The following is a 20,529-nucleotide window of genomic DNA, read 5'->3' as shown; positions in this document are numbered from 1 at the left end:
CCCAGTCGGAAGGAGTGACACGGATATGCAGAACAGATCACGGGCAAAAGTCGCCACCGCATCGCTCGCAGCACACTACTTGCCGACGCGTCAACTGACGCGCGCTTTTTACTTCGTATCGCTTGCGCTGATCGGCACGGCTATCCTGACGATTTCGGCCAACATCAAGGTCGATCTTCTTTACGTCAATGTAACGATGCAGACCTTCGCACTCTTTGCAATTTCTGCGGTTTATGGATCGCGTCTTGCTGTTGCAACCGTAGCGCTCTATTTGCTTGAAGGCGCACTCGGAATGCCAGTGTTTACCGGCACGCCTGAGAAGGGCATTGGCCTTGCTTATATGGTAGGCCCGACCGGCGGCTATTTGCTTTCCTATCTGTTGGCCGCATGGATGATTGGCCGCGCTGCCGATAAGGGGCTTGCACGCAATCCTTTCAAGCTGGGCGGCGTGATGTTGCTTGCTGAGGCCGTTGTGCTTGTCATGGGCGCAGGCTGGATGGCGTATCTGTTCGGTCTCGAAAAAGGCATTGCCTTTGGCTTCGGTGTTTTCATTATAGGTGATCTGGTCAAGCTTGCATTGGCTGCTTGCGGTGTTCCTGCTGTGAGCGCGCTGTTTAAGCGCCGATAGTCCTAAGTTATCGATAGATTTTAAAGGCCGGGCACGTGACCCGGCCTTTTTCGTATCTTTGTTGAAACTGCTTCGCGGTTGACAATGTGCGACCTGCAAAGCTTTGTTGTTCCAACATTTGTCTGGCTCGTGGGGAGAGTGACGTGAAGTTTGAAGTGCTTGAGGTTGAGCCGCTGACAAAAGTCGGCTTTGCGCCTTTTGGCGATGTGATTGAGACGGAAGGCGCTGAACTGCGTCTTATTAACAATGGCACAACAGAGCGCTTTCACGACCTTGCTCACGTCGAAGCAGAGGGTACTGACGCACGGGTTCTTATCAATATTTTCCGAGGTCAGTCATTCAAAGCTCCAATCGATATTACGATGCTGGAACGCCATCCTTTTGGTTCGCAAGCTTTTGTCCCGCTGCATGGCAGGCCGTTCCTGATTGTTGTGGCAGAGGATGGCAATGGAAAGCCAGCAAGGCCACGGGCGTTTCTTGCGCGCGGCGATCAGGGCGTGAACTACTGGCGCAATGTATGGCATCACCCGCTTGTGTCGCTGGAGGAGACATCAGATTTTTTGATTGTCGACCGCGCAGGCAAAGAGGATAATCTGGAGGAGTATTTCTTCACGGATGCCACATACCGGATTGAAACTATTCCGGCTCTTGCAAGGAAAATTTGAGGTTCATTATGGGCAAGTTATCCACACATGTTCTCGATACGGCACATGGCAAGCCTGCGGCTGCGATGCGGCTTGAACTTTATCGGCTGGGTGCTTTGGGAAAGACGGAGTTGATAAAGCGCACCGTGACCAATCTTGATGGCCGCACCGATGAGCTTTTGTTGAGCGGAGGTGAAATGCAGGAAGGGACTTATGAGCTGCACTTCCATGTAGCTGAGTATTTCGAGGCGAACGGTGCAGAAGTGGCCCATCCACCATTCCTTGACCTGATCCCGATTCGTTTTTCCATTGCGAATGAAGACAGCAATTATCATGTGCCGCTGCTGGTTAGCCCGTGGTCATATTCGACATATCGCGGTAGTTAACTTATCCCCGTCTGCATAAACCCTCTTAAGCTCCCCGTATTATCACTGCGAGGAGCTATTTATGGATCAGACACCCAATCTCAAACTTCCCTATATAATGCCAAGTCAGGCACAAAAACATGTCACGCACAACGAGGCGATACGTCTTCTTGATGCAATTGTGCATCTAAGTGTGCGGTCTCAATCGCAGACTACTGCGCCTGTCACACCTGCATCGGGCGACCGCTATATTGTTGCTGCCCCTGCTACAGGGACTTGGGCTAACAAGGCAGGAATGGTCGCCTTTTTTGTTGATGGAGGCTGGTCTTTTATCGCAGTTGCAAAAGGCTGGCTCGCTTATATTGAAGATGAAAGCAGCTTGTTCGTATTTAATGGCACAAGCTGGGAAAGTACCGCTGGTGCACTGCCTGAAAACTTGTCTGTGTCTATGCTTGGCATTCAGGCAACGGCTGATGCCATCAACCGTTTTTCAGTCTCTTCGCAAGCTAGTCTTTTTAACAATGCCGGTGCCGGTCATCAGGTAAAAGTTAATAAGAACGCATCGACGGATACGGCAAGCTTATTGTTTCAGTCTGGCTGGACGGGGCGCGCCGAGATGGGGCTTAACGGAGACGATAATTTCAGCATCAAGGTCGGCGACGATACTGGCAATTGGCGTGTAGCAATGAGGGTTGATCGAGCAACGGGTAACCTTGCTGTTGGAACACTTTCACCAACCACGAAGCTTCACGTTGAAGGTCCAATACGGCTCGCGGCCTACCCGGTTCTGGCATTGCCATCGGCTGCGCAGATTGGTGCGGGCAGTATAATCTTTGTCAGTAACGCGAGTAGTGGAGCGCAAATGGCTTACTCAGATGGTATTGCCTGGCGTAGTTTTCGAACGGGGGGCAATATTATTTGAGTTGCATTCAGGAATGGCTTGGTGAGGTTTTCGGCGCGCTTTAGTGAATTAATATAAATATTTTAAAATGAAATGTATAAGCCCGAAGAGTTTGCATCTTCGGGCTTATCTGTACCATTTGTCAGATTAATATGGGCTGTCGACTTTACCCATTTCGACATAGACGGTCTTGATCTGGCTATAGTGAGTGAGGGCGGCAATGCCGTTCTCACGGCCAATACCAGACTGCTTGTAGCCACCAAATGGCACCTCAACGGGCGTCAGATTATAGGCATTGATCCAGCAGGTGCCGGCCTTGATCTGGTTGATGACACGATGGCCGCGCGCGATGTCGGCGGTGAATACACCCGCCGCCAAGCCGAACTCGGTGTCGTTGGCGCGCGCAATCACTTCGTCCTCGTCTGAGAATTCGAGAATGCTCATCACCGGACCGAAGATTTCTTCGCGGGCAATTGTCATCGTGTCGGTAACATCAGTGAAGACTGTCGGCTCGATAAAGCAACCCTTATCAAAGCCCTGAAGCTTCGGAATGCCACCACCACAAGCAAGGGTTGCGCCCTCTGCTTTGCCTTTTTCGATATAAGATAGAACCTTGTCGCGTTGTGCAGCATTAATGAGCGGTCCCATCTGCGTGGCTTCATCCAGCGGATCGCCAATGCGGATTTTACGGGTGCGCTCAACCAGACGTTCAACAAATGTCTCGCGCACATTCTTATGAACGAACACACGCGTACCGTTTGAGCAGACCTGTCCGGTCGAATAGAAATTGCCAAGCATTGCGCCGCCAATGGCGCTGTCGAGATCAGCGTCGTCAAAGACGATGATTGGCGACTTGCCGCCCAGTTCCATCGTGACATGCTTGAGGTGTTCACCTGCTTGCGACATGATCCGCTTGCCTGTCGGCACGGAACCTGTGAGCGATACTTTTGCGGTTAGGCGGTGATTAACAAGCGCTGCACCCACATCGCCAAAACCCTGAACGACGTTGAATAGCCCATCGGGAAGTCCGGCCTCCTTATAGGCTTCAGCGAGTGCTAATGCTGAAAGCGGCGTATTTTCGGACGGCTTGAAGATGAACGCATTGCCCATTGCGAGTGCTGGAGCAGACTTCCATGCCGCGATCTGAATCGGATAGTTCCATGCGCCGATACCAACGCAAATGCCGAGCGCTTCCCGGCGCGTATAGGCAAACGAACCGCCAAGCTCTACGAATTCACCATTGAAACCGGAGATGACGCCGCCGAAGAACTCAAGCGCATCGGCTGCGGATGCAGCATCCGCGACCAGCGTTTCCTGTAGCGCCTTGCCTGTATCGAGCGTTTCGAGCTTGGAAAGTTTCTTGTTCCTCTCGCGCAGAATTTCGGCGGTACGGCGCAGGATGCGACCGCGTTCAACTGGCTTGAGGGCTGCCCATTCGCCTTGCGCTTTAAGTGCTGCCGCATAGGCTGCTTCAATCACGTCAGGCGTTGCAGAATATAGCTTCGCAATTTCTTCGCCCGTTGCTGGATAGATAACGGGAAGCGGCTTGCCAGCCTTGTCTTCCACGAATGCGCCGCCGATGAAGTGCGAGGCTTTTGGTTGTACTTTCATTTTATTTTCCTCGAAATTTATTAGCGGTCGGATATTTCCCAGCGCGGATTGATCCATGGTTCCTGATTGGATCGCGCCAGCGGCGTGCGACCCAGAATATGATCTGAAGCCTTTTCGCCTGTCATGATCGATGGGCCATTTAGGTTGCCATTGGTTATACGCGGGAAGATTGACGAGTCCGCGACACGCAATCCCTCCACGCCAATAACACGGCATTCCGGGTCAACAACCGCCATTGGGTCGTCAACTGAACCCATTTTACAGGTTCCGCAAGGGTGAAACGCGCTTTCCACATGCTCCCGGAGGAAGTTGTCGATCTCGTCATCCGACTGCACTTTTGCACCAGGTTGAATTTCGGCACCACGATAGGCGGCGAATGCATCTTGTCCGAAGATTTCGCGTGTCAATCGCACGCAATGACGGAAATCGGCCCAGTCATCCTCATGCGACATATAGTTGAACTTTATGACAGGCTTTTCGCGAGGATTGGCCGAGCGAAGAGTAACACTGCCGCGGGACTTCGAACGCATCGGTCCGACATGCGCCTGAAAGCCATGCGATTGCGCTGCCGCTTTGCCATCATAGCGAATGGCAACTGGCAGGAAGTGATATTGAATATCGGGATATTCCACACCTGCTTTTGAACGTACAAAAGCTGCCGATTCAAAATGGTTCGTCGCGCCATCGCCGGTTTTAAAGAACAGCCATTCCGCGCCAATTCTCGCTTTCGAGAACAGGTTCAGCTTGGAATAGAGCGTAATCGGCTGCGTGCATTCCTGCTGGATATAGACTTCCAGATGATCTTGCAGGTTTTGGCCCACGCCCGGTCGGTCGGCCACGACCTCAATGCCTTGTTCTTTAAGCTGTGCGGCCGGGCCAATGCCTGAAAGCATCAGCAGCTTTGGTGAATTGATGGAGGATGCAGCGATAATAACTTCTCGACGCGCGCGGATGGTCGAGAAAGTGCGACCGGCTTCGATTTCAACGCCGACCGCGCGCTTGCCTTCCATAACGATCTTGCGCGCTAAGCCTTTGACGAGCTTTACATTGGGGCGCTTGAGGGCTGGTTTCAGATAGGCATTGGCGGCAGACCAGCGACGTCCATTATGGATCGTCTGCTCCATTGGGCCAAAGCCTTCCTGTTTCTCACCATTATAATCGTCAGTGACTTCAAAACCTGCCTGATGCCCGGCATCGACAAAGGCCTTGAATAGCGGATTGTCGCGACGACCGCGCTGAACATGCAGCGGCCCATTGGTGCCGCGCCAGCCTTCCTGTCCGCCGTGCGCATTTTCCATCCGCTTGAAGTAGGGCAATACATCGGCATAAGACCAGCCGCGCGCACCACTCTCCGACCAATGGTCGTAATCGCGTGCATGCCCGCGCACATAGACCATGCCGTTGATGGAAGATGAACCACCCACAACCTTGCCGCGCGGTGTGACCAGACTACGCCCGCCGATGTGTGGCTCAGGTTCTGTCGAAAAACCCCAGTCATAGGTTTCCATATTCATGGGGAAGGAGAGGGCGGCAGGCATCTGGATGAGCGGGCCGATGTCCGGGCCACCATATTCGATGACAATCACCGAATGTCTGCCATCTTCTGACAGACGATAAGCCATGGCAGAACCGGCGGAGCCGGAGCCGATGATAACGAAATCTGCTTCCATGCTCATGGCTCCACCGAAAGCTGAACTGCGATATAATCTTCAACAAGCGCAATTGCTGACGCTGCGTTGGGAGCATCGGCACCAAGGGCGTGACGGATATAAAGTCCGTCGATCATTGCGCCAGCACCCTCCGCAATACGGTTTGCACGCTCGCGGCTGGTGAGTTGATCAAGTGCGAAAACCAAATTGGAATGTAGGCGGCGCGCATAGACCCGCAAAAGCCGACGCGTATCTTCTGACTGCTGCGCATGAACATAGAAGGTCAGCCAGGCGGCAATGGTTTCTTGAGCAAACTGAGAGGCAGAAAAGTTCACTGCAATAATCGCAGCAATCCGCTCGCGTGGCGTTTCGGTGCGCTTGATTGCTTCGTGCAGATCGTGACCCAGCTCACGCAGCAAGTGGCGCATGGTGGCGAGGATCAGCTTGTCCTTGCCGCCAAAATAATGATGCGCGAGCGCAGGCGAAACGCCTGCTTCATGAGCAATCTGCGCAACTGTGACATCAAGCGAACCGCGCTGGCCGATTGTTCTGATCGTCGCATCGATAAGCTCGCGCCGCCGTTGAGGCTCCATCCCGATTTTGGGCATAATCATTATCCGCGTTGAGGTTTATTGACTTCAATTTTATCTTTGATTGACTGATCAATCAATAAAAAATCTGACAGCATTTGAAATACGGATTGAGGCTGTCGTGGAGCGACTTCAAACTTGTGGGCTTGCGGGAAATGGCTGCTCTGCATACATTCAGAGCATGAGCAGAGCTTTCACAAAAGAACAGGACGATGCGCCAGCCGACCTCGGTGAGCGTCCGGTTAGTCCGCATCGCAATCTCGTCACATCCGATGGTTTGAAGATGATCGAAGACGAACTTGCCCGTCTGCAACGCGAACTGGCTGAGGCCAATGTCGCGGGCGAACGTTCAGCTATCGCGCGTCTCTCACGTGATCTGCGCTATTGGACGTCGCGTCGTGAAACCGCGGAATTATCCGTGCCTGAACCGGACAGCGACGTAGTGCGGTTTGGCATGACGGTCGAACTTGAAAACCTCGATGAAGGCGATACCCGCACCTGGACTATCGTCGGCGAGGATGAAGCCAATCCATCGGAGGGAAAAATCTCCCATATGGCGCCGGTCGCCATCATGCTTTTTGGCAAACCCGCCGGTGATATTCTTAAAATCAATGGCAAAGACTGGGAGATTGTCTCGCTATCGGTGTGACCTATAACCACCCTTTTCGGCGGAAATAGAACAGCGGCAACAGGGCCGAGGCAACCATCAGGCCAAGCGCCATTGGGTAGCCCCATGGCGAATTGAGTTCCGGCATGAATGAGAAGTTCATGCCATAGATTGATGCGACGAGTGTTGGTGGCATGAAGCCCACTGCTGCGACTGAAAAGATCTTGATAATAGCGTTTTGCTCGACGGAAATCAGACCAACAATCGTATCAAGTAGGAATGTGACCTTGTTGGAGAGAAAATCCACATAGGCGACGAGTGACTGCGCATCGCGCTCCAGTGATTTGATCCATGAGCGCGTGTCTTTTTTGGTCGCTACAGGGCTGTTGATTGCAGAAAGATACACAAGCATTCGACTGACACCGGCAAGACTTTCCCGCATGCGCGATAGAAACGTACCTTGGCCACCGATCTGCGTGAGGATGTGCCGGAAATCTTCCGTCGTCATGGGCCGTGCTTTTGGCTGGCGGCGATAGATAGAATGCGATGCTGCGTCGATCTTACCAGCCACACCTTCAAGAATATCGGCGAGACGGTTGGTGGTGGCTTCGGTGATGCCGAGCATGATTGACAGGCCGGAGCATTTGGCGGGGATCAGTCCATTGCCGGGCTTCGTTGCGCGGGTAATATAAATGCTGACCGATTTCGGATTGGCATAACGGACGGTTACGAGACGCTGGCCGTGGATGATAAAGGTCACAGGGGCCAATTCCCGATGATCGAGATCAACGGCATGAAGAATTGGCACGGTCAGATATTGCGCGCCGTTTTCCATATAAAAACGGCTGGATTCCTCAATCTCCGTCATGTCTTCGCGGGTCGGGATCGAAATGCCAGTCCATGCTTCCACGATGTGATCTTCATTGACGCCGGGTGCAAGCAGGTCAATCCAGATAACATTTTCAGGCAAAGGCGTGCCTGGTTCAACCTCGACACGTTCGAGATGATCTCCATTCAGGCAGTAAAGATTGATCATGCGGCACCCAGTTTTGAAGTCTGAAAGTTCAGCTGCCACATTGCGTTAAAATTGTTAACGGAATGAGGCAAGCGGCTTCATAGCGGTACTTATCACAATGTTTAATCTATTGCTCCATGCGTACGATGTAGTACATCGCTGTTTGTGATGTGATTGAATGAAAGGTGTTGGCGATATGAGCCACACAAATCCTCCGGCGGATGCTGCTCTGGTCGATGCTGAAATCGACAGCGTGCCGCAGCCACCTCTGCCGCCGAAACAAAGCAAAGCGCTGCGCTTGTTGTTAGGTCTGAGCCTCGTGCTGATTGCTGCCAATCTGCGTCCGGTGTTTTCCAGTGTATCGGTGCTTTTGCCCGAAATTATGGAAGCGACGGGGATGTCAGGTTTTGCCGCTGGCATTCTGACAACGCTCCCCGTTGTTTGCCTTGGCGTTTTTGCACCCTTTGCCCCGCGTCTTGCACAGCGTTTTGGTGCGGAAAAAGTGCTGTTGTTTGTGCTCATCGTTTTGACGATCGGCACGGCGATCCGTGGCATCGGAAATTCAGCATCGCTTTATATTGGCGCCACACTTGCTGGTGCGGCAATTGCTACTGGCAATGTGCTGCTTCCGGGCGTCGTCAAACGCGATTTTCCAAAAACTGCAGCGATAATGACCGGGCTTTATACAATGGCGCTGTGCGGTGGTGCGGCGGCGGCGGCTGGTTTTACAATCCCGATTGAGCATATGCTGGGCGGCTCGTGGAATCTGGCGCTGGCTTTCTGGGCCGTTCCAGCCGCACTGGTTCTGGCGCTGTGGTTGCCTCAAGCTATGCGAGCAAAACACAACGTTGCCCATTCTGGCTTCAAAGTAATAGGCTTATGGAAAGACAGGCTTGCATGGCAGGTGACGTTCTTCATGGGGCTGCAATCCTCCATGGCCTATATTGTCTTTGGCTGGCTCGCACCGATTTTGCGTGAGCAGGGGCTGAGCGGAACGGCGGCAGGCGGACTGGTTTCATTTTCGATCATGGTGCAGGTCGTCACTTGCCTTGCAATCCCTTCGATTGCAGTCCGACAGAAGAGCCAGAGCCTGCTCAATGTTGTGCTCTGTTTAAGCGCAGCACTTCCATTGATCGGTTTTCTCTATCTGCCGCAATGGAGCTTCTGGCTGCTGGCAATTATTCAGGGCTTTGGTCAGGGTGGGCTCATCGCTGCTGCGATGATGGTCATCGTGCTGCGTTCGCCCGATTCGCATACGGCCGCGCATTTGTCTGGCATGGCGCAATGCATCGGTTACACGCTGGCGTCGATTGGGCCGCTGGTGGTTGGCCTGATCCACAGTGCGACGGGCAGTTTTGCAGCCTGCGGCATCTTCTTTGCAGTGCTTGGAATAGGCGCTGCCATCAATGGCTGGGGCGCTGGCCGATCAAAACATGTCGGCGTAAAAGTCGTGCAAGGTTAATAAAAAAGCCCCGGTTGTCCGGGGCTATTGTTTGTCGTCAAAATTTAGATGAACTGTCCGAGGCCCGGGATCGATCCCACAACGGCATCAACTGGTTCTGCGCCAGCTTTTTCCTTGGCAAAACGGATGGTTTCTTTGGCAACACCGGAAATCTCACCCATGCCGAGACCTGCGCTCATCAGCTGCGAGCCAAGGCCCATCACGCCGCCCATCAGACCGGACAGAAATCCGCCACCCTTAACCTGCGAAATTGCTTCTTCCGCACCCGGGAAAGCTGCCAGCAGCTGCTGAACCTTATCGGCTGGGCCTTCTTTTTGCAGAAACGCCAAAATCATACCGACGGCCTTTTCTGCCGTTGCTGCATCAATGCCGACATTGGAGGTGATGCGCGCGATCAGTTCTTCCATGAAACTCTCCCGAAAAATCTTACGTTTACGTAATATGCATTGTCACCGAGGCTTTGCAAGTATTGCTGAGCTAAAATCTGCTGAATTCTTCATGAACGAAAGCTGGAAATTAAGTTTGGGTGCGGATTTCGCGTTATCGTTGTTGCGCGACGGTGCTGCTGGTATATCGTATTGTAAGCAAACCTTTTACGGAGCGACATGCCTGATGACCGCCGATGATGCAATTTTTCTTGGTGCAAGCCGCAAACCTGATGATTCCTATCAGCAGCCAGAATATCTGGCGCTGAAATATGGCAACAGGCATGGCCTTGTCACCGGCGCAACGGGCACGGGTAAGACAGTTACTTTGCAAGTGTTGGCCGAGAGCTTTTCTGCGGCTGGCGTTCCTGTTTTTTGTGCTGACATCAAGAGCGATCTTTCCGGCATTGCTGCTCCCGGTGTAGCGAATGAAAATCTCACCAAACGGGCCGAAGAAGTTGAGCTTAATCCTTATGAGCTGCATGCTTCACCCGTTATCTTTTGGGATATTTTCGGCGAAAAGGGACATCCTGTTCGCGCGACCATTTCCGAAATGGGGCCGCTGCTGCTCTCACGTCTGATGAGTCTGACTGATGCGCAGGAAGGTGTGCTCAATGTTGCATTCCGCCTCGCTGATGAAGAAGGCTTGCTGCTGCTGGACCTGAAGGACTTGCAGGCAATTCTTGCAGAAATGGCTGAGCGCTCGGCTGAGCTTTCTGCAAAATACGGCAACGTCAACAAGGCTTCAGTGGGTGCCATTCAGCGCTCGTTGCTGGTTCTCGATCAGCAAGGTGGAACGAAATTTTTTGGTGAGCCAGCACTCCGCATTGCTGATCTGATGAGGACGACGACTGACGGTCGCGGCGTGATTAGCGTGCTTGCCGCTGATAAGCTGATGATGAGCCCGCGTCTTTATTCGACATTCCTTTTGTGGCTGATGTCTGAGCTGTTTGAGGAACTGCCCGAAGTGGGCGATCCGGATAAGCCACGTCTGGTTTTCTTCTTTGATGAAGCCCATCTGCTATTTGATGAAGCGCCAAAAGCGCTTGTCGATCGCGTTGAACAAGTCGTGCGCCTGATCCGCTCGAAAGGTGTTGGCGTTTATTTCGTAACACAGAACCCGCTCGATGTGCCGGAATCGGTGTTGGCACAGCTTGGAAATCGCGTTCAGCACGCACTTCGCGCTTACACGCCACGCGAAACCAATGCCGTGAAGACGGCTGCCGATACATTCCGTCCAAATCCTGATTTCAAAACCTATGAGGCGATCACCAATCTCTCGACAGGCGAGGCGCTGGTTTCGACTTTGCAGGCGAAAGGCGTGCCTTCGATGGTGCAGCGCACGTTGATCCGTCCACCATCGTCGCAGATCGGACCGCTGTCGCCGGAAGCGCGTGCGCGAATCATGGCAGCAAGCCCTGTTGCCGGGCAGTATGATCAGACGGTGGACCGGGATTCTGCTTTCGAAATGCTGGCTCGAAAGGCGCAAGCTGCAGCCGACGCACAGCAAAAAACAAAAGCGGATGAACCCAGTGAGGGCGGCGGACTTCTTGGTGAGATTATGGGAACCGCATTCGGAACGGGTCGCCGTTCTGGTCGTCAGACGGTAGCGGAAACCGCGATGAAGTCGGTCGTGCGTTCGGTAAGCACATCATTGGGCCGTGCGCTGGTGCGTGGAATCTTAGGCAGTTTCAAGCGCTGATAGCTAGCTTACATAAAATAGAAAAAGCCCCGGAATTCCGGGGCTTTTTTTAATTACTATCGCTAATCTCTTATTACATAACCAGAATAGGCGATTTCGCTGGTACGCGATTGTAGAGATCGATGATGTCCTGATTCATCAGGCGAACGCAGCCCGAAGAAACGGCCTTGCCGATTGACCACCATTCAGGATTTCCGTGAAGGCGATAGATCGTGTCTTTGCCATCTTTGAAGATGTAAAGAGCGCGCGCGCCGAGCGGATTTTTGAGGCCAGGGGCCATGCCGCCATTACGCGAGCTGTATGGTTCGAGTTCTGGCTGACGGGCAACCATCTCATCCGGTGGCGTCCAACGTGGCCATTCGCGCTTGTACTGAATGACTGCGCGGCCCGACCATGCAAAGCCATCACGGCCAATGCCGACGCCATAACGCATTGCCTGACCATTACCGAGTACCAAATAAAGGAAACGGTTGGTCGTATCGACAACGATGGTGCCTGGCATTTCGCCGGTCGGATCCTGCACAACCTGACGCAGATAGCGCTTGTCCATTTTCTGGATTGGAATGGCAGGGAGCTGATAGCCATTGTCTTCAACAGCCGCATACATGGATGCCCAGCTTCCATAGGAAGAATCAACGCTGGCTTGCGGCGTCCTGTTGATAGGATTGCCATTAGCATCAACATCTACGATTGGAACATTCTGCCCCAACTGAGCGCAACCGGCGAGGCCGGCCGCCGCTGTTGCTGTCATGGCCGTAAGAAAGGAACGGCGGGTAAGGGTCGTTTGCATATGAAAACCAGATTGGTGACGGGAGGGGTGTTAGATACAACGGTTAGGGTTAATGAAGTGCGACTATTCGTTGTAATAGTCGCAAATTCCGCGGTGATAACGAGTTCGAATGCATTTAGTTGCCGGCAAAACGCCCGATAAATGTGGCCTCTCGCCGTTTATAATGAGGCCTAAACATGGCTAAAGCGCCGTAACGGGTCTCGTGTTGCTGTTGCGACACAATTTTAGCCGCAACAGAAGGTTGTTCACCGCGCCGCATATTCAAGTTTTAGTGATATTCAATCCAGCAGTTCCAGATTCGGTAAAATGAGTGCGGGAGGATATTGCTTATATTCATCGGGTTGATTGGATCGGTTGATCCATACGGCCCGCATCCCGAATCGCGCGGCACCTGCAACATCCCAGCGGTTGGACGACTGGAATGAGATTGCCGAGGGGTAAAGCCGCCACTGCATCGTGATTAGTTCATAGACCGAAGGCGATGTTTTATAGCGCTTCACGCTATCAGCAGAGATGACATCATCAAGTAATACATCCAGTGCGGAGGATTTGACGGCGGCCTCCAGCATCGTTGGTGAACCGTTGGAGAGAATAGCCAATCGCGCGCCTCGGCTTTTCAAATTCTTCAGTGCTGCAGGGACTTCCGGGTAGCAATCGAGCTTCCAGTAAGCTTCCAGCAGGTCACCGCGCAGTGCTTTATCAACAGAAGGATAGCGGGCAAAGGCGAAATCCAGCGCGTCTTCTGTAAGCTTCCAGAAGTCGCGATATTCGCCCATCAGACTGAGTGTCCATGAATATTCGAGCTGTTTTGTGCGCCAAAGCAGAGAGAATGCAGCGCCATCCGGTCCCGCTTTATCCTCATGTCTGCGCACAGCGGAATGCACATCAAATAATGTGCCATACGCGTCGAAAACATAAGAACTATGGGGCACTGATTTTCTCCGTTCGTGCATCAATGTCAAAAAAAGTAAAGTGAACCCTATCCTTATGCAATTTCAATAAAAATTCATTGATTTGGTGGGTGAATTTAGAAAATGCGCCATTGCCGCATGCGACGTTGCGGCCTATGTAGATTGCGCACGCAAGTTTTAGGGCATGTGTTCGCACTGCCCATAGTCAGCTACTCAAAGTAAGCTGAAAGACACAAGAGGAGAGTTCCGATGGCCTTTGAACTGCCCGCCCTTCCGTATGATTATGACGCACTTTCGCCGTTCATGTCGCGCGAAACACTAGAATTCCACCACGACAAGCACCATCAGGCTTATGTTACCAATGGTAACAAGCTGCTCGAAGGCTCAGGTCTTGAAGGCAAGAGCCTTGAAGAAATCGTCAAGGAAAGCTTCGGCAAGAACCAGGCGCTCTTCAACAATGCCGGTCAGCACTACAACCATCTCCATTTCTGGAACTGGATGAAGAAAGACGGCGGCGGCAAGAAGCTTCCAGGCGCGCTTGAAAAGGCCGTTGAATCCGATCTCGGTGGCTACGACAAGTTCCGTGAAGACTTCATCGCAGCTGGCGCTGGTCAGTTCGGTTCGGGTTGGGCATGGCTGTCGGTTAAGGACGGCAAGCTCGAAATCTCGAAGACTGCAAACGGCGAAAGCCCGCTTGTTCATGGCGCAACGCCAATCCTCGGCGTCGACGTATGGGAACACTCCTATTACATCGATTACCGCAATGCGCGTCCTAAGTACCTCGAAGCTTTCGTTGATAGCCTCGTGAACTGGGATTACGTGCTCGAGCTTTACGAAAAGGCATAATTGCCATTTCATTGTGATCTGCAAGAACCCCGCGAAAGCGGGGTTTTTCTTTGCGGTTGGTCCAGAGCGTATTCTGAAATGTGCCACACGCTTATGTAGGTGAGCCGATTACAAGAATTTAGTTCAGCCCATAATAAATCATGACTATAAATATCAAGATAAGTATTATTTGATTTCCAGAATGTGATTCTGACATAATTAAACAATAGTATTGAATTCAAGTTTTTCACAATATCGTGTAATGTTTGTAATACTCCCTATAAATTCGTCATATTACTTTTGATCTGCGGGTTTTATTTGTCGATTCTGTTGCGCACACACGCATTGTATCGGATATTTTACCCAACATGATTGTTGTTCGATTTTGGATGTGGAGGATTACATGCGTTCATTTTTTCTCGCTGTGAGTTCGGTTGCTTTGTTGGTCGCCGGTGTGGCGCATGCTGACGCGATTGCTGATCGTCAGGCCATCATGAAGGATATGGGGCGTTCAGTCGGGCAACTCGCGCCAATGGTAAAGGGTGAAAAACCTTTCGATGCAGCGGCGGCTCTCGCAGCGCTCGAAAAGATTGATGCTGACGCGAAGAAGTTCGACGTCGACACTTTGTTCCCTGCGGGCTCTGATCAAGGCGATACGGAAGCGTCGGCCAAGATCTGGGCAAACAAGGAAGACTTCGTCAAACACGTCGAAAAGTTCCGCGCTGATGCTGCCGCAGCCGTTGCCGCCAAGCCTGCTGATCTTGATGCGCTGAAGCCGGTTTTCCAGCAGGTCGCTGCCAATTGCGGCTCGTGCCATCAGGTCTATCGTGAAAAGAAGAACTGATTAGCAAAGTCATGGTCCGAAAACTCGCATATGTCGCTGGCGTCGTGGTGATCCTGGGGGCTGCTGCATTCTGGGTGCTAACAACGCCTCAGACGGTTGATCAGTCGGTGATTGCATCTTTGCAGCCTGGTGATGCAGCGAATGGCGAGCAGATTTTCTGGGCAGGTGGCTGTGCATCGTGCCATGCCGCCCCCGGTGCGACGGGCGATGCGCGCAAGGTGCTTGCGGGCGGACATGAACTGGCTTCGGATTTTGGCACATTCATTGCGCCTAATATCTCGCCATCAGAACAAGGCATTGGTAACTGGACATTACACGACTTTGCCAATGCGATGCTAGAAGGGACAGGGCGGGCAGGGGAGCATCTCTATCCGTCTTTTCCATATACATCTTACGCTAAGATGAAGCCGCAGGACGTGGCCGATTTGTTCGTCTACATGAAAACGCTGCCAGAATCGGACAATGTAGCGGCGGCGCATAAGCTTGGTTTTCCATTCAATATTCGCCGTGGTCTCGGGCTTTGGAAACAGCTTTATCTTTCAGATAAGCCGGTTGTCGAACTGACCAATGCATCGGATCAGGTCAAGCGCGGTCAATATCTCACCGAAGCGCTGGGCCATTGCGCAGAGTGCCACACACCACGCAATGTCATTGGTGGGTTGGACACAAAGCAATGGATGGCAGGGGCGCTTTCACCTGAAACCGGCAGCGATGGTCGCAAAGGCATCGTGCCTAATATCACCTCAGGCGAGGGTGGCATTGGTGACTGGAGCGCGAACGATATCGCCTATGCGTTGCAAAGCGGCTTTACGCCAGATTTTGACTCACTCGGCGGTTCTATGACCGATGTTGTGGCCAACATGGCGCAGATAAGCGATGCAGATCGAGAAGCGATTGCAGCCTATCTTAAGGCGATCCCGGCGCATAAGAACGGCTATCCGTCCAATCGCTGATTAGCGTTTGGTGCAGCGAACGACAGTCGGCAATCCGGCATTGGTGTATTTGCTTTGCATTGTATAGAGCCAGCCTTTGCATTCAGACATTGTCTGAAAACAGCGGAAGCGATCAACAGGCACCAATCCATCACTGCTGACGAACGGGGAATCTTCTACGCCGCTGAATTGGCCAACAATAACGCCACTGCCGCGTGGTGGCGTGTTGCAGCGTTGCCCGGCATATTCGCTGACATCTTTGCGAACCTGTGCCTGCGCAAGCGTTGCGGGCGCCAACAAAGGAAAAGCAATAAGAGCGGTTAAAAGTGCACGATGCATGATCTGATCTCCGCGTCTGTTCATTTAAATAATATAAGCCCAATAAAAACTCCCGGCAAATAAACTGCCGGGAGCGGTACTCATGTGGCTTTCCTATACTTTCCCGACTGCTTTTAGGGCGAAAGCATAGGTGTAGGCCACTTCTTCTAGCCTGGAAAATCTACCCGATGCACCGGCATGTCCAGCATCCATATTGATGCGGAAAAGCACCGGATGATCATCGGTTTTTAGTTCACGCAACTTGGCGACCCATTTGGCAGGCTCCCAATAGGTCACGCGAGGATCTGTCAGACCAGCGACCGCGAGAATGCGCGGATAGGCTTGAGCCGTTACATTGTCGTAAGGCGAGTACGCCGCGATGGTGCGATAATCAGCTTCTGACGTAATTGGATTTCCCCATTCCGGCCATTCAGGTGGCGTGAGAGGGAGGGTGTCATCCAGCATCGTATTGAGCACATCAACAAACGGTACTTCTGCAATGATGCCGCCGAAAGCTTCCGGTGCGAGATTGGCAATAGCGCCCATCAGCATGCCGCCTGCCGAGCCGCCATGTGCAACAATCCGGTCGTGGCTGGTGAAGCCTTCGCCAACGAGATGCTTTGCAGCCGCGATGAAATCCGTAAACGTGTTGGTCTTCTTTTCACGCTTGCCGTTTTCATACCACGCAAAGCCTTTTTCCTTGCCGCCGCGAATATGTGCGATGGCGTACACAAAGCCTCGATCAACCAGAGATAGTCGTGAGGTACTGAAGCTTGCAGGCATGCTCATGCCATATGAGCCGTAGCCATAGAGCAGGCATGGCGCAGAGCCATCGAGCTTTGTATCCTTGTGATAGATCAGCGATACCGGCACCAGTTCACCATCGCTAGCAGGTGCAAGAACACGCCGCGTCACATAATCCTCAATGTTATGACCGGAAGGAACTTCCTGTGTTTTGAGTAAAGTGCGTTCGCGCGTGTTCATATTGTAATCGAAAAGCTGCTCAGGCGTGGTCATCGAAGAATAAGAGAAGCGGATTACATCCGTGTCATATTCCGCGCTGCCCTGAAGTCCGAGCGAGTAGGCTTCTTCATCAAACGCAATGGCATGTTGTTCGCCGGTCTTGCGGTCGCGGATGACGATGCGCGGCAGGCCGTTATCGCGCTCCATCCAGACGAGATGGTTCTTATACGCGCCGTGTGAGAGGATCAGGCGTCCCGGAACGTGCGCGACCAGTTCTTCCCAGTTTTCCTGCTGCGGTGCGGATGCAGGTGCGCGCATGATCTTGAAATCTTTCGCGCCGTCAATATTGGTCAGAATGAAGAATTCATCGCCGCCGGGCGCAATATCATATTCGACACCTGTTTTGCGGGCCATGACGAGCTGCGGCTTTGCCGCAGGATCATTTGCGGGCAGCAACCAGGATTCAGACGTTTCATGATCATGAATGTCGATGAAGATGAAATCATCGAGTGGCGAACCCCCAACACCTAAGAAGAACCCAGGGTCTTTTTCTTCAAAGATCAGTTTGTCCTGCGTCTGTTCGGTGCCGATCAGATGATAGAAGACTTTGGACGGGCGATGGTTTTCATCAAGCAAAGTATAGAAAAAGCCCTTGCTGTCAGCATCCCAGCTGCCGCCGCCATTGGTATCGGTAAGTACGTCTTCGAGATCCGACATTTTTTCGAGATCGCGAACTCTGAGTTTGTAAAATTCAGATCCCTTATCGTCATAGCCCCAGATCAAACGATTGTGATCGGGTGAATGATCAGCGGATGCTAGACGGAAATAGGCTTTATCTTCAGCCTCTTTGTCGCCGTCGAGAAGGATTGTTTCCGCACCACCATCGCGCGGCGTACGGATGAAATATGGCTGCTCGCCACCGGTCCGGTAGGATACGCCGTAAGCGTAGGGGCCATCCTTCGATGGAATTGATGAATCATCTTCCTTGATGCGTCCACGCATCTCGGCAAAAAGCTGTTTCTGAAGCGCGTCCGTGTCCTGCATCAAGGCTGTTTGATAGGCGTTTTCTGCGTCCAGATGCTCGCGAATTTCAGTTGCCAGAACAGAAGGATCTTTGAAGACTTCCTGCCAGTTATCAGCGCGCAACCATGCATAGTCATCGGTACGGGTGATGCCGTGCCGTGTATCACTTGCAGGATGTTTAGGTGCTTTGGGAGCAGTGGGGAAATTCTGATCGTGGGGCATGTATTATCCGGTAAAAAGCAAAAGAAATCAGTCCGAACCGTTGTGCCGGTCCGGACCGTCAAAAACAACAATTAATCCTGATCGAAGATCAATGCGTTACCATTCATGCAGTAACGCAGACCTGTTGGCGGCGGACCATCAGGAAAAACGTGCCCCAGATGTGCATCGCAATCCGAACAGCGGATTTCCGTACGGTTCATGCCATAGGAATGATCTTCAACTGCGAAAACTGCATCTGGCTCAATTGGTTGGTAAAAGCTAGGCCAACCTGTTCCAGACTCGTACTTCGTTTCCGACTTATAAAGCGGCTTATCGCAGCACACGCAGCGATAAATTCCATGGAGTGAACTATCAAAATTCGGGCTGGAGAAGGCGCGTTCAGTCCCGTGCTGGCGGGTGATCTGATACTGAATGGGCGTGAGTTGTTCACGCCATTCTGCATCGGTTTTAATGACTTTCAGGTGGCGGGTCTGATCAGTGGAATTAGACATTTGTTTCTCCTGTGAGTGGAGCCTAGCAGTTTTGATGATTACATGATCATTTGAATGAGGCGGAACAAGGGGGGCCGCACCTTCATATCACACAAAACTACAAGCGAATTGTTTGATCAAACTGTAGCAACACCTTTTCCAAAATGGATATATTGCTGATTTGATGTACGTCACTCAATGTACAGGTAAAACTTTCGTGTAGATCGATGGCCTTTAAAGGTAACTTGTATATATATTTGATGTAGCTACTGAAATTGAGTTTATTGATATGAATATATTCTGATTTAGCCTTTTTGTTGCCTTAGTCATTGATCATGATTTTCCCCAATAAATATGGTTGTTTTAGCTAGTGTTAAAAAGCTTATCGAAAAAAAAGATTGATTATGTTTGTCTTGTAAACTAAGGAAGCGCTACAGACAATCTATCACCTTTCCCTCAACTTTACGAATACAGCATCGAGCCAATTAGGGCGCCATCTATTGATGACAGTCTTTTTGGAAATTCAATTGCGCATAAATCGGAATTTTATTTGCTTGCTTAAGAAGAATTTCGTTCTTTTAATGTAAAGTGGTTTGACAATTCTATTGCAAATGACACTATTCATTGTTATTTGCGACACGGGCTAATGTTGGGCAGGGAAAAGAATTCGAGCAAGCCAGCCCCAGATTTTTGGGTGCTGTAGTTTGCCTGATATAAAGAGCGACTATAAAGGAAAAAAAATGGAAAACCCTGAAATCTACGACGAGAGCGCAGAATTGCTGCTCAGCCTGACTGCTGAAGTTGTTGCCGCTTATGTTGGAAATAATTCTATTCGCGCAAGTGAACTGCCTCTCCTGATTTCAGAAGTACATTCTGCTTTCAAGAGCAATGTTGTTCGTGAAGAAGCGCCTGTTGTCGTTGAAAAGCCAAAGCCGGCTGTGAACCCGAAGAAGTCGGTTCATGACGATTACATCATCTGCCTTGAAGACGGTAAGAAGTTCAAGTCGCTCAAGCGTCACCTGATGACCCACTATAGCATGTCTCCTGAACAGTACCGTGAAAAGTGGGATCTTGATCCTAACTATCCAATGGTTGCTCCGAACTACGCTGCTGCACGTTCGCGTCTTGCTAAGAAGATGGGTCTGGGCCGTAAGCCTAAGGACGCATAATTTACCGATACGTTAGATCGGACACTTGTTTTGCTATGAAGACAAGTTGATTATAGCCCGGCGCTCTTGTGTCGGGCTATTTTATTTGAACTTAGCTATTTTTTTTGGAATCATCAAAAATGAGCAACATGTCTTAATTGGCTGTTTGATCTCATAACAACTGTTCTGCCCAGTAACCTGTCGAGAGCCTGCTTTAAGGCGATATGCCTATTAAGATCATAGCTCCAATGACCGCTGACACCTTTCAGCCGCTCGCGTTCTATAAGCCGGGTAAGTCTATTTTCTGCTCGATTTTTTTCGTCTTTTGAAGCGTTTAGCAGCGTATCCATATCGATACCCGCTATGATCTGCAGCGCAACGCGCTGCATCGCTCCCATCCGGTCTTCATTACGTTTTGTAATAAAATCTTTGCAGGAATTACGAAGCGTGAGTTCCATTATCTATGTTCCACTTGTTGCGCTCT

General features: G+C 51.5%; 22 protein-coding genes. 11 read left to right on the top strand and 11 right to left on the bottom strand.

Translation table 11 applies throughout. The features are described 5' to 3' along the window. The first annotated feature begins 25 nt into the window (after positions 1 to 25). The 4 genes from ACOZHT_RS02170 to ACOZHT_RS02155 all read left to right on the top strand — a co-directional run bounded on the left by ACOZHT_RS02170 (position 26) and on the right by ACOZHT_RS02155 (position 2,559). Positions 26 to 628, top strand: a complete 603-nt coding sequence (locus ACOZHT_RS02170) for a biotin transporter BioY (RefSeq protein ID WP_339508084.1) — start codon at positions 26 to 28, stop codon at positions 626 to 628. A 143-nt stretch (positions 629 to 771) separates the two neighbouring features. After that, a complete protein-coding gene (locus ACOZHT_RS02165) occupies positions 772 to 1,293 on the top strand; it encodes an ureidoglycolate lyase (RefSeq protein ID WP_421565299.1) in 522 nt (173 codons plus the stop codon). A gap of 8 nt (positions 1,294 to 1,301) precedes the next feature. Next, positions 1,302 to 1,658, top strand: coding sequence for a hydroxyisourate hydrolase (uraH, locus tag ACOZHT_RS02160; RefSeq protein WP_339508086.1), 357 nt, complete (start codon positions 1,302 to 1,304; stop codon positions 1,656 to 1,658). A 61-nt stretch (positions 1,659 to 1,719) separates the two neighbouring features. Beyond that, positions 1,720 to 2,559: a DUF2793 domain-containing protein gene (locus ACOZHT_RS02155; protein ID WP_339508087.1), complete on the top strand. Its 840-nt coding sequence runs from the start codon at positions 1,720 to 1,722 to the stop codon at positions 2,557 to 2,559. A 126-nt stretch (positions 2,560 to 2,685) separates the two neighbouring features. On the opposite strand, the gene betB is transcribed toward ACOZHT_RS02155, so the two are convergent. From betB to betI, 3 genes are read right to left on the bottom strand one after another with little or no spacing between them, the layout of a single operon-like run. Continuing rightward, entirely contained in the window at positions 2,686 to 4,149 is a 1,464-nt protein-coding gene (gene betB, locus ACOZHT_RS02150) for a betaine-aldehyde dehydrogenase (RefSeq protein ID WP_421565298.1), read from the bottom strand. A gap of 20 nt (positions 4,150 to 4,169) precedes the next feature. Continuing rightward, positions 4,170 to 5,819, bottom strand: coding sequence for a choline dehydrogenase (gene betA / locus ACOZHT_RS02145; protein ID WP_421565297.1), 1,650 nt, complete (start codon positions 5,817 to 5,819; stop codon positions 4,170 to 4,172). Between the two features lie 2 nt (positions 5,820 to 5,821). Continuing rightward, positions 5,822 to 6,406, bottom strand: coding sequence for a transcriptional regulator BetI (betI, locus tag ACOZHT_RS02140; protein WP_339508091.1), 585 nt, complete (start codon positions 6,404 to 6,406; stop codon positions 5,822 to 5,824). A gap of 163 nt (positions 6,407 to 6,569) precedes the next feature. Between betI and ACOZHT_RS02135 the strand changes: the two genes are divergently transcribed. Then, complete coding sequence (locus tag ACOZHT_RS02135) at positions 6,570 to 7,037, top strand: GreA/GreB family elongation factor (protein WP_339508092.1); 468 nt, start codon at positions 6,570 to 6,572, stop codon at positions 7,035 to 7,037. Position 7,038: 1 nt separating this feature from the next. Here the strand turns inward: ACOZHT_RS02135 and ACOZHT_RS02130 are convergent, their stop codons facing one another. Beyond that, positions 7,039 to 8,031 (bottom strand): magnesium transporter CorA family protein, encoded by a 993-nt coding sequence (locus ACOZHT_RS02130; RefSeq protein WP_250042758.1) that lies wholly within the window; start codon positions 8,029 to 8,031, stop codon positions 7,039 to 7,041. Between the two features lie 175 nt (positions 8,032 to 8,206). Between ACOZHT_RS02130 and ACOZHT_RS02125 the strand changes: the two genes are divergently transcribed. Further along, entirely contained in the window at positions 8,207 to 9,472 is a 1,266-nt protein-coding gene (locus ACOZHT_RS02125) for a CynX/NimT family MFS transporter (protein ID WP_339508096.1), read from the top strand. A 44-nt stretch (positions 9,473 to 9,516) separates the two neighbouring features. Here the strand turns inward: ACOZHT_RS02125 and ACOZHT_RS02120 are convergent, their stop codons facing one another. After that, complete coding sequence (locus tag ACOZHT_RS02120; RefSeq protein WP_310010712.1) at positions 9,517 to 9,879, bottom strand: DUF2267 domain-containing protein; 363 nt, start codon at positions 9,877 to 9,879, stop codon at positions 9,517 to 9,519. Between the two features lie 205 nt (positions 9,880 to 10,084). Here ACOZHT_RS02120 and ACOZHT_RS02115 point away from each other — a divergent pair, with 205 nt between their 5' ends. Continuing rightward, positions 10,085 to 11,599, top strand: coding sequence for a helicase HerA-like C-terminal domain-containing protein (locus ACOZHT_RS02115; protein ID WP_339508098.1), 1,515 nt, complete (start codon positions 10,085 to 10,087; stop codon positions 11,597 to 11,599). A 73-nt stretch (positions 11,600 to 11,672) separates the two neighbouring features. Here the strand turns inward: ACOZHT_RS02115 and ACOZHT_RS02110 are convergent, their stop codons facing one another. Both ACOZHT_RS02110 and ACOZHT_RS02105 read right to left on the bottom strand, forming a co-directional pair. Then, complete coding sequence (locus tag ACOZHT_RS02110; protein WP_339508100.1) at positions 11,673 to 12,389, bottom strand: L,D-transpeptidase; 717 nt, start codon at positions 12,387 to 12,389, stop codon at positions 11,673 to 11,675. Between the two features lie 278 nt (positions 12,390 to 12,667). Then, complete coding sequence (locus ACOZHT_RS02105; protein WP_339508102.1) at positions 12,668 to 13,321, bottom strand: haloacid dehalogenase type II; 654 nt, start codon at positions 13,319 to 13,321, stop codon at positions 12,668 to 12,670. A 228-nt stretch (positions 13,322 to 13,549) separates the two neighbouring features. Between ACOZHT_RS02105 and ACOZHT_RS02100 the strand changes: the two genes are divergently transcribed. From ACOZHT_RS02100 to ACOZHT_RS02090, 3 genes are all read left to right on the top strand, one after another. Next, entirely contained in the window at positions 13,550 to 14,146 is a 597-nt protein-coding gene (locus ACOZHT_RS02100) for a superoxide dismutase (protein WP_339508104.1), read from the top strand. A gap of 382 nt (positions 14,147 to 14,528) precedes the next feature. Further along, positions 14,529 to 14,969, top strand: coding sequence for a c-type cytochrome (locus ACOZHT_RS02095; RefSeq protein ID WP_339508105.1), 441 nt, complete (start codon positions 14,529 to 14,531; stop codon positions 14,967 to 14,969). An 11-nt stretch (positions 14,970 to 14,980) separates the two neighbouring features. Then, positions 14,981 to 15,922, top strand: coding sequence for a cytochrome c (locus tag ACOZHT_RS02090; RefSeq protein WP_339508107.1), 942 nt, complete (start codon positions 14,981 to 14,983; stop codon positions 15,920 to 15,922). Here the strand turns inward: ACOZHT_RS02090 and ACOZHT_RS02085 are convergent, their stop codons facing one another. The 3 genes from ACOZHT_RS02085 to msrB all read right to left on the bottom strand — a co-directional run bounded on the left by ACOZHT_RS02085 (position 15,923) and on the right by msrB (position 18,918). After that, the gene (locus ACOZHT_RS02085; protein ID WP_339508108.1) at positions 15,923 to 16,240 is read right to left on the bottom strand and encodes a hypothetical protein; all 318 of its coding nucleotides are present in this window, start codon (positions 16,238 to 16,240) and stop codon (positions 15,923 to 15,925) included. Between the two features lie 93 nt (positions 16,241 to 16,333). Further along, a complete protein-coding gene (locus ACOZHT_RS02080) occupies positions 16,334 to 18,427 on the bottom strand; it encodes a S9 family peptidase (protein ID WP_339508110.1) in 2,094 nt (697 codons plus the stop codon). 71 nt (positions 18,428 to 18,498) lie between these two features. Beyond that, positions 18,499 to 18,918: a peptide-methionine (R)-S-oxide reductase MsrB gene (gene msrB, locus ACOZHT_RS02075; RefSeq protein WP_310010702.1), complete on the bottom strand. Its 420-nt coding sequence runs from the start codon at positions 18,916 to 18,918 to the stop codon at positions 18,499 to 18,501. Positions 18,919 to 19,637: 719 nt separating this feature from the next. Here msrB and ACOZHT_RS02070 point away from each other — a divergent pair. Then, positions 19,638 to 20,066 (top strand): MucR family transcriptional regulator, encoded by a 429-nt coding sequence (locus tag ACOZHT_RS02070; protein WP_310010701.1) that lies wholly within the window; start codon positions 19,638 to 19,640, stop codon positions 20,064 to 20,066. A 113-nt stretch (positions 20,067 to 20,179) separates the two neighbouring features. On the opposite strand, the gene ACOZHT_RS02065 is transcribed toward ACOZHT_RS02070, so the two are convergent. After that, on the bottom strand, positions 20,180 to 20,506 hold the full coding sequence (locus ACOZHT_RS02065; RefSeq protein ID WP_339508899.1) for a cytoplasmic protein: 327 nt from the start codon (positions 20,504 to 20,506) through the stop codon (positions 20,180 to 20,182). Positions 20,507 to 20,529 lie beyond the last annotated feature (23 nt).

It is taken from the genome of Ochrobactrum sp. EDr1-4 (assembly GCF_049199085.1).
Classification (GTDB): Bacteria; Pseudomonadota; Alphaproteobacteria; order Rhizobiales; family Rhizobiaceae; genus Brucella.
This window is presented reverse-complemented; position numbering and strand designations above follow the sequence as displayed.

Bases quoted from the DNA above. Each gene is read 5' to 3' on its own strand.
- uraH (WP_339508086.1), top strand. From the start codon at position 1,302: ATGGGCAAGTTATCCACACATGTTCTCGATACGGCACATGGCAAGCCT.
- ACOZHT_RS02155 (WP_339508087.1), top strand. From the start codon at position 1,720: ATGGATCAGACACCCAATCTCAAACTTCCCTATATAATGCCAAGTCAG.
- ACOZHT_RS02095 (WP_339508105.1), top strand. From the start codon at position 14,529: ATGCGTTCATTTTTTCTCGCTGTGAGTTCGGTTGCTTTGTTGGTCGCC.
- ACOZHT_RS02135 (WP_339508092.1), top strand. From the start codon at position 6,570: ATGAGCAGAGCTTTCACAAAAGAACAGGACGATGCGCCAGCCGACCTC.
- betA (WP_421565297.1), bottom strand. From the start codon at position 5,819: ATGGAAGCAGATTTCGTTATCATCGGCTCCGGCTCCGCCGGTTCTGCC.
- ACOZHT_RS02130 (WP_250042758.1), bottom strand. From the start codon at position 8,031: ATGATCAATCTTTACTGCCTGAATGGAGATCATCTCGAACGTGTCGAG.
- ACOZHT_RS02085 (WP_339508108.1), bottom strand. From the start codon at position 16,240: ATGCATCGTGCACTTTTAACCGCTCTTATTGCTTTTCCTTTGTTGGCG.
- ACOZHT_RS02170 (WP_339508084.1), top strand. From the start codon at position 26: ATGCAGAACAGATCACGGGCAAAAGTCGCCACCGCATCGCTCGCAGCA.
- ACOZHT_RS02070 (WP_310010701.1), top strand. From the start codon at position 19,638: ATGGAAAACCCTGAAATCTACGACGAGAGCGCAGAATTGCTGCTCAGC.
- ACOZHT_RS02120 (WP_310010712.1), bottom strand. From the start codon at position 9,879: ATGGAAGAACTGATCGCGCGCATCACCTCCAATGTCGGCATTGATGCA.
- ACOZHT_RS02080 (WP_339508110.1), bottom strand. From the start codon at position 18,427: ATGCCCCACGATCAGAATTTCCCCACTGCTCCCAAAGCACCTAAACAT.
- betB (WP_421565298.1), bottom strand. From the start codon at position 4,149: ATGAAAGTACAACCAAAAGCCTCGCACTTCATCGGCGGCGCATTCGTG.
- ACOZHT_RS02125 (WP_339508096.1), top strand. From the start codon at position 8,207: ATGAGCCACACAAATCCTCCGGCGGATGCTGCTCTGGTCGATGCTGAA.
- ACOZHT_RS02110 (WP_339508100.1), bottom strand. From the start codon at position 12,389: ATGCAAACGACCCTTACCCGCCGTTCCTTTCTTACGGCCATGACAGCA.
- ACOZHT_RS02100 (WP_339508104.1), top strand. From the start codon at position 13,550: ATGGCCTTTGAACTGCCCGCCCTTCCGTATGATTATGACGCACTTTCG.
- ACOZHT_RS02115 (WP_339508098.1), top strand. From the start codon at position 10,085: ATGACCGCCGATGATGCAATTTTTCTTGGTGCAAGCCGCAAACCTGAT.
- ACOZHT_RS02090 (WP_339508107.1), top strand. From the start codon at position 14,981: ATGGTCCGAAAACTCGCATATGTCGCTGGCGTCGTGGTGATCCTGGGG.
- betI (WP_339508091.1), bottom strand. From the start codon at position 6,406: ATGCCCAAAATCGGGATGGAGCCTCAACGGCGGCGCGAGCTTATCGAT.
- msrB (WP_310010702.1), bottom strand. From the start codon at position 18,918: ATGTCTAATTCCACTGATCAGACCCGCCACCTGAAAGTCATTAAAACC.